Consider the following 8,257-nt stretch of genomic DNA (forward strand, 5'->3'; position numbering starts at 1 on the left):
GACGCAACTTGTATTGATAGGAAAGAATGAGCATCTTACGAAATGCAAGTGATTCTCTTAATTGTATTACGATTAAGAAAAAGCCGTCCTAGAAGGACGGGGCTTTAGACCCAGGGTTTTTGGTAAAATTTATAAACTTGGCTCTGGGGAATCACAAATCCCTGTTGTAGGGCCGTCCAGAGATAATCGGCTACATCGGTTTCCGATTGTTCTGAGGCGATCGCCAATGTCTCCAAATCAAACTGATTGCCAATACAGGCCGCCAGTTTCAGGCTTTCTTGGGTGTTGGGGGGTAACTTCTGCAACTGCTGGGCCATAAAGCTCACCACATCATCCGTCAACGCAACACCATGGACTTGGGTTAAATCACATTGCCAGTGATGACTTTTCCGATCAAAATAAATCAGATGGTCTTCATAGAGGGCTTTTAAAAATTGGGTGACAAAGAAGGGATTGCCCTGGGTTTTTTGTTGCATCAACAGACTGAGAGGCTGGGCGGCCTCCTCGGAACAGTTCAACGTATCGGTCACCAGTTGGTTTAAACTCTCGAAGCTTAAAGGCTTTAGGGTAATAGTGTTGACCTTAGCCCCTTGCTGCTGAATTTCTTCCAGCATCAGCATTAAAGGATGTGCCGGAAACACTTCATTATCCCGATAGGCCCCAATTAACAACAAATGACCGCTTTCTTCCTCAGCCATTAACAATTCCATCAGCTTTAAGGAAGCAGAATCCGCCCATTGCAAATCATCTAAAAAGATCACTAAAGGGTGTTTCCTCGTGGCACACACTTCTATTAAGTTCTGGAACAGTAGATTAAAGCGAGTTTGAGCCGCCGTGCCGGACAGTTCCGGCACAGGAGGCTGAAGCCCAATAATACGCTCTAGTTCCGGCAATACTTCTAAGATGGCTTGAGCATTTTCTCCTAAGCTCCCTTGGATTCGCTCCTGCCATGTTTGCAGTTCTAAACTAGACTCTGACAGCAGTTGATTTACTAAATCCCGGAAAGCCTGTACAAAGGCACAAAACGGCACATTGCGATTAAACTGGTCAAATTTGCCTTTAATAAAATAGCCCCGTTGTCGCACAATGGGTTTATGGACTTCGTGGACAACGGCTGTTTTACCAATGCCTGAAAAACCCGCCACCAGCATTAATTCTGTCCCCCCTTGGGTCACACGCTGAAAGGCATTGAGTAGCGCTTCCACTTCCGCTTCTCGGCCATAGAGTTTTTCGGGAATTAAAAAGCGATCGCACTGATCCCGTTGTGCTAAAGGAAACGGCTCAATCTTCCCAGTTCTCAGCCACTGTTCAAGGCACATTTCCAAGTCATATTTTAACCCCCAAGCACTTTGATAACGATCTTCGGCATTTTTCGCCATCAACTTCTGCACAATAGCATTCACCGTCGAGGGAAAAACGGAGGGATTCAGAACAGGTGGTGTTTTGGCAATATGACAATGAACTAACTCCATCGGATCATGACACTTCAAGGGTAATTCCCCCGTCAAGAGTTCAAATAAAGTCACCCCTAGCCCATAGAAATCCGCCCGATAATCAATCCCCCGATTCATCCGCCCCGTTTGTTCCGGGGCAATATAAGCTAATGTGCCTTCTAAGCCTGTGGGATTCTGTAAGGATTGGGTTTCTTTCGGTAACAGGGAAGCAATACTAAAATCAATGAGTTTAATTTCTTCACTATTCGGTTGAATAAGAATATTCGCAGGTTTAATGTCCTTATGGATTACATTAGCCTGATGGAGATCATGGAGAATCTGCGCCAGTTGAATGGCAATATTTAACACTTGAGATAGGCTCAAATCCTGATGGCGTAAATACTCCCGCAATGAAACACCCCCACAATCCTCCATCACTAATAAATAGCTGTGTTGATAGGTTTCTAAACTGTAAGGATGGATAATTCCCGGGATATTAAGGTTTTTGGCAATAGTGTATTGATTGCGGAATTGCAGTAAATCATTGAAGCTTGGATAATCTTGTTGCAAGAGTTTAATGACAACAGAATTCCCCTTGAGGGTTTCCCCCGATAAGCCCGGAATTGCGCGATAAACGGCAGTCCGCGAACCGTCATAAATTTGTTCAACGAGTCGATACCCTGCTAGGGTTTGATCGGCGACGGTCATTTTATTCTTCCTCTTGCCAACAATTTGATCTGATCCAGTCTTATGCGTTGAGCAGTTCCCTTCAGACTGCTGTGTTTATTTTAAAACTGGCAGAGATAAAGAAAAAATTATAGATAGAATTCTTTACTAAAAATGAGTGGTAACATTATGAGCTATTTTTTCGATCAATTAGAGTCGAAATACCTAGGGCTTGCTCAATAACTCTACTCGTGGGGCTAAGGAATAGGGAATAGGGAATAGGTAATAATTATCAATTGTCAATTATCAATTCCCCTGCTCCCCCGCTCCCCCGCTCCCCTGCCCCCCTGCTCCCCCTCTCTCCATTTAGATTCCCCACATCTTTCGCCCCGTAAGACCTAAAATGGGATGAATCATCCCCCATGATTTGAGAAGTCCCATGATCTTAAAAAACCCCTTTTCTACCCGTTCCGATCGATGGCAACCCATTATTAAAGCCTTTACCAAAGCCTTGGGCGCGCAAAATGTAATCCGGCGTAAAGATGAACTCCTGACCTACGAATGTGACGGACTCGCTGCCTATCGTCAACGTCCCGCTTTAGTCGTCTTGCCCCGCACCACTGAAGAAGTTGCCCAAGCGGTCCAAATTTGTCGGGAGTACCAATTACCTTGGGTGGCACGGGGTGCCGGAACCGGACTGTCCGGGGGGGCCTTACCTGTCGAGGAAGGGGTGTTAATCGTCACGGCCAAGATGAAGCGCATCCTCAATGTAGATTTAGCCAATCAGCGCGTTGTGGTGCAGCCCGGTGTGATTAATAACTGGGTGACACAGGCCGTGAGTGGGGCGGGATTCTATTATGCCCCCGACCCCTCTAGTCAGATTATCTGTTCCATTGGGGGCAATATTGCGGAAAATTCTGGGGGGGTTCACTGCCTGAAATATGGGGTCACGACCAATCATGTCCTCGGATTAAAAATCGTTACCCCACAAGGGGAAATTATCGACGTGGGGGGGTGTGTTCCTGAAATGCCCGGATATGACCTGACGGGGCTGTTTGTGGGGTCTGAGGGGACGCTAGGCATCGCTACGGAGATCACCCTGCGCATTCTCAAAACTCCCGAGGCGATTTGTGTGCTGTTGGCGGATTTTGAAAGTATCGAAGCGGCCGGGGGGGCGGTGGCAGATATCATTAGCGCGGGGATTATTCCGGCCGGGATGGAAATGATGGACAATCTCAGTATCAATGCGGTGGAGGATGTGGTCGCTACGGGGTGTTATCCTCGGGATGCGGGGGCGATTTTGTTGGTGGAGTTGGATGGTTTGGAGGTGGAGGTTTCGGGGAATAAGCAGCGTGTGGCCCAGTTGTGTCGCCAGAATGGAGCGCGTCAGATTACGTCAGCTTCTGATGGGGAAACTCGTTTGAAACTGTGGAAGGGGCGTAAGGCGGCTTTTGCGGCGGCTGGCCATATGAGTCCTAATTATTTTGTGCAGGATGGGGTAATTCCTCGGACGAAGTTGGTTCAGGTGTTGGGGGAAATTGAGGCGTTGAGTCGTGAGTCGGGTTTTGCGATCGCCAATGTGTTCCACGCCGGAGATGGCAACCTACACCCCCTCATTTTATACGATCAAGCCGTGCCGGGGGCTTTTGAACAGGTGGAAAAGGTCGGGGAAGAAATCTTGAGGCTTTGTGTGGAAGCAGGGGGCAGTTTATCGGGAGAACATGGCATTGGGGCCGATAAAAATTGCTCTATGCCTCGGATGTTTAATGAGGTGGATTTAGAAACTATGCAATATGTGCGGGCGGTGTTTAATCCTGATGGATTAGCGAATCCGGGCAAATTGTTCCCCACACCTCGCACTTGCGGAGAAGCGGCGAATCAACGACCCCAAGGGGAATTTAAAGGGGCTTCTTTATTCTAGGGTTTCCAAATTATGGATCAACTCTCGGAGAAGTTTCTCCTAATACTTAAAGCTCCTTGTAACCTTTGTATACTGTTCCCTGTTCCCTAGCCCCACGAGTAGAGTTATTCGGCAAGCCCTAGCTACTCGGCAGAAACCCGTAAAATAATGGCATTGTCTCTCAAAATTATGACGAATACAAACACGATTTACGAGAAAATCCGTCAATTTTATGACCAGTCTAGTGGCCTCTGGGAACAGGTTTGGGGCGAACATATGCACCACGGTTATTATGGGCGCTCTGGTAGTTATAAAGTTAACCGTCGTCAAGCGCAAATTGATCTGATTGAGGAGTTACTCTATTGGGGTCAAGTGCAGTCCCCCCAACGCATTTTAGATGTAGGGTGTGGGATTGGGGGGAGTACCTTATATTTAGCCCAAAAGTATAATACAGAGGCCGTGGGGATCACTCTGAGTCCGATTCAGGCGGCAAGAGCTAAGGAAAGGGCTTTGGAGGTCAAATTAGACCAAAAGGCATCGTTTCAGGTGGCAAATGCCCTAGAAATGCCCTTTCCTGATGATTCTTTTGACTTGGTGTGGTCTTTGGAAAGTGGGGAACATATGCCCGATAAGGCGGAATTTTTTCGCCAGTGTTATCGGGTGCTGAAACCGGGGGGATTGTTCCTCTGTGCGACCTGGTGCCATCGTCCGACGAATTCTTTGGCGGGGGAGTTGACGGTAGGGGAGCAACAACATTTAGATGCGATTTATCGAGTTTATTGTTTGCCCTATGTTATGGCTTTACCGGACTATGAGGCGATCGCAAAAGATTGTGGTTTCCGGGATATACACAGTGATGACTGGTCTACAGCCGTCGCCCCTTTTTGGGATATTGTGATTGATTCAGCTTTAAACCCCAAAGTCCTAGCAGATTTATTTGCTTCTGGTTGGTCTACAGTAGAGGCCGCTTTAGCATTACCTTTAATGAGTCAAGGCTATAAGCGTGGTTTAGTGCGATTTGGTGTGTTATCCGGTCGTAAGTAGGGCTTGCTGAATAACTTCGGGAGTCGGGAGAGGGGGAGCAGGGGTGATAATTGACAATTGATAATTATTACCTATTCCCTATTCCCTATTCCCTATTCCCTATTCCCTATTCCCAAGGGTCTAGAACTCCCGCACACTGGGCTGACCGTCTTTAATCTCACCCACTAAAACCGTATTGACACAGTTGACAAACACACCATTTTCTAGGACACCCGGAATATTATTAATCTTTTGTTCTAATTCCACGGGGTTGGGGATATCATTAAACTTCACATCAACCACCAGATTTCCTTGATCTGTCACCACAGGCCCAGCTTTTTTAATCCCCATGCGTAATTCTGGCTGACCCCCCAAAGCTTCTAAAGCGCGCATGACCGGGCTAATCGCCATAGGGATCACTTCCACAGGAACTTTAAACGTAGACCCCAATTTATCTACTAATTTCCCTTCATCCACCACCACAATAAAAGTTTTCGCCAGATAATCCACCACTTTCTCCCTGGTGTGGGCAGCGCCTCCCCCTTTAATCAGGTTTTTCTGGGGGTCTACTTCGTCGGCCCCGTCAATGGCAACGTCAATGTGATCAATCGCATCGAGGGTGGTCAGGGGTATGCCATACTGTTTGGCTAATACTTCCGCTTGGAAAGAGGTCGGGACTCCTACAATGTTGGAGATTTCGCCCTTTTTCAGGCGATCGCCAATAAACTCAATAGCATAGGCCGTCGTGGACCCAGTACCTAGTCCCACAATCATCCCAGACTCCACACGCTGGGCCGCCGCTTTGCCCACTTCTTGTTTCATTACCTTAACGGGATCACTCATAACTCATTGCTCCATAGATTTCCCCTAAATCCTTGCATAGATTGATCCCTCTAGCAATCCAGTTCTCTTGACACGCTGGGGGCTAAAATTTGTTACAATTATTTAAGAAATTTTGAGATAATTGATCTCATCCCTTAGTCATCTTATTGAATCCGCACACAGTCTATATGTCTCTTCCCATTCGTAACGTTGCGATTATTGCCCACGTTGACCACGGCAAAACAACACTGGTTGATGCACTGCTTAAACAATCGGGGATTTTCCGCGAAGGGGAAGATGTCCCGGACTGCGTGATGGACTCCAACGCCCTAGAACGGGAACGGGGTATTACCATCCTCTCCAAAAATACCGCCGTTCGCTACAAAGACACTTTAATCAACATCGTAGACACCCCCGGACACGCGGATTTCGGCGGCGAAGTCGAACGGGTGTTAGGCATGGTAGACGGTTGTATTTTAATCGTCGATGCCAATGAAGGCCCCATGCCTCAGACCCGCTTTGTGTTGAAAAAAGCCCTCGAAAAAGGCTTACGTCCCATTGTGGTGGTGAATAAAATTGACCGTCCCAATGCCGACCCCGATGTAGCTATTGATAAGGTCTTTGACCTGTTTGTAGAGTTGGGGGCCGATGATGACCAATGCGACTTTACCACCCTTTACGCTTCCGGTTTACAAGGGTTTGCCAAAGCCTCAATAGATGAGGAGGGGGTAGATATGCAGCCCCTGTTTGAGGCGATTCTGCACCATGTTCCGCCCCCGGCTGGAGATCCCAACAAACCTTTACAGTTACAGGTGACGACGCTGGATTATTCCGACTATCTCGGTCGGATTATTATTGGTCGGATTCACAATGGGGTCATTCAAGCGGGACAACAGGCCGTTTTGTATAAGGATGATGGTTCCATTGTTAAGGGAAAAGTCAGTAAATTATTAGGCTTTGAGGGCTTAAGTCGCATTGAGATTGCTGAAGCTTCAGCCGGAAATATTGTCGCCGTGGCGGGTTTTGCTGATGCCAATATTGGGGAAACCATTAGTTGTCCAGAAAACCCCCAAGCCTTGCCCTTAATCCGGGTGGACGAACCGACCTTACAAATGACCTTCTCGGTGAATGACTCCCCCTTTGCCGGACAAGAGGGCCAATATGTCACCTCTCGCCAACTGCGCGATCGCCTGTACCGGGAATTAGAAACCAACGTCGCCCTCCGAGTCGAAGAAACCGACTCCGCCGAAAAATTCCTAGTTTCCGGTCGGGGGGAACTCCATCTGGGGATTTTAATTGAAACCATGCGTCGGGAAGGCTACGAGTTCCAAGTGTCTCAGCCTCAAGTGATTTATCGGGAAGTGAACGGTCAACCCTGTGAACCTTTCGAGTATTTAGTGTTAGACGTTCAGGAAGACGCGGTAGGGTCTTGTATTGAGCGTTTGGGTCAACGCAAGGGCGAAATGCAGGATATGCAGGTCGGGGCCAATGGACGGACTCAGTTAGAATTTGTCATCCCCGCACGGGGTTTAATTGGTTTCCGAGGGGAGTTCATCCGTCTGACTCGTGGGGAAGGCATCATGAACCACAGTTTCTTAGAGTATCGTCAGTTAATTGGGGAACTGGAAACCCGTTACAATGGCGTGATGATTGCCTTTGAGGAAGGGGTGGCCACCTTCTACGCCCTCAAGCAAGCGGAAGACCGGGGGTCTTTCTTTATCTCACCGGGGACGAAGGTCTACAAGGGAATGATTGTGGGTGAACACAATCGGCCTCAAGATTTAGATTTGAATGTCTGTAAAACTAAGCAATTAACCAACCATCGTTCCGCAACGGGGGATGAGTTGGTGCAGTTACAGACTCCGGTGGAAATGAGTTTAGAACGGGCGCTGGAGTATATTGGCCCTGATGAGTTGGTGGAAGTTACGCCTGAGTCGATTCGTTTACGGAAGATGAAGGCGAAAAAGTTAGCGAAGCGTTAGGTTTTTAATAGGATTGCTGGGAATCCCCCCTAGGGGGATTCTTTCTTATGGCGAGTCAAAAAAACAACAATCCCACGGGCTTTAGCTGTGGGATTGTCAAGCACTTTTTTTATGGGGGCGGAGAGACTTGAACTCTCACGGTTATTACTAACCAACGGATTTTAAGTCCGTAGCGTCTACCATTCCGCCACGCCCCCCTGTTTTCAGAGGCGAACTTCATCATAGCAGGAAAAAAACTGGCTTGGCAAATTAATTTATTTTATGCTTCCTTAGTACAAAGTTTTGCCAAAGTGATAATTGACAGTCCCACTAGAATCCCGTGATGGCGAGGGGGAGCAGGGGAGCGGGGGAGCAGGGGAGTCGGGTGTAATGTCATTGACTAACTTTGACTAACTTTAGCCAGAAACCGGGTTGCATTCATTGTCTAGTTT

General features: G+C 47.7%; 4 protein-coding genes, 1 tRNA gene and 1 pseudogene. 3 read left to right on the forward strand and 3 right to left on the reverse strand.

Features of this window, described 5'->3' with window-relative positions; all coding sequences use genetic code 11:
• Positions 1–122: 122 nt before the first annotated feature.
• Positions 123–2,141, reverse strand: a pseudogene (locus K4A83_RS21015) (ATP-binding protein); the annotation flags it as partial.
• Between the two features lie 397 nt (positions 2,142–2,538).
• Between K4A83_RS21015 and glcD the strand changes: the two are divergent.
• Entirely contained in the window at positions 2,539–4,020 is a 1,482-nt protein-coding gene (gene glcD, locus K4A83_RS21020) for a glycolate oxidase subunit GlcD (protein ID WP_265266663.1), read from the forward strand.
• Between the two features lie 168 nt (positions 4,021–4,188).
• Complete coding sequence (locus tag K4A83_RS21025; protein WP_265266664.1) at positions 4,189–5,043, forward strand: methyltransferase domain-containing protein; 855 nt, start codon at positions 4,189–4,191, stop codon at positions 5,041–5,043.
• Between the two features lie 120 nt (positions 5,044–5,163).
• Here K4A83_RS21025 and rpiA read toward each other — a convergent pair whose 3' ends face one another.
• A complete protein-coding gene (rpiA, locus tag K4A83_RS21030) occupies positions 5,164–5,865 on the reverse strand; it encodes a ribose-5-phosphate isomerase RpiA (RefSeq protein WP_265266665.1) in 702 nt (233 codons plus the stop codon).
• Between the two features lie 167 nt (positions 5,866–6,032).
• Here rpiA and typA point away from each other — a divergent pair, with 167 nt between their 5' ends.
• Entirely contained in the window at positions 6,033–7,826 is a 1,794-nt protein-coding gene (typA, locus tag K4A83_RS21035) for a translational GTPase TypA (RefSeq protein WP_265266666.1), read from the forward strand.
• A 112-nt stretch (positions 7,827–7,938) separates the two neighbouring features.
• Here the strand turns inward: typA and K4A83_RS21040 are convergent.
• Positions 7,939–8,023, reverse strand: a tRNA-Leu gene (locus tag K4A83_RS21040).
• Positions 8,024–8,257: the final 234 nt, after the last annotated feature.

It is taken from the genome of Spirulina subsalsa FACHB-351 (genome assembly GCF_026130165.1).
GTDB lineage: Bacteria > Cyanobacteriota > Cyanobacteriia > Cyanobacteriales > Spirulinaceae > Spirulina_A > Spirulina_A subsalsa_A.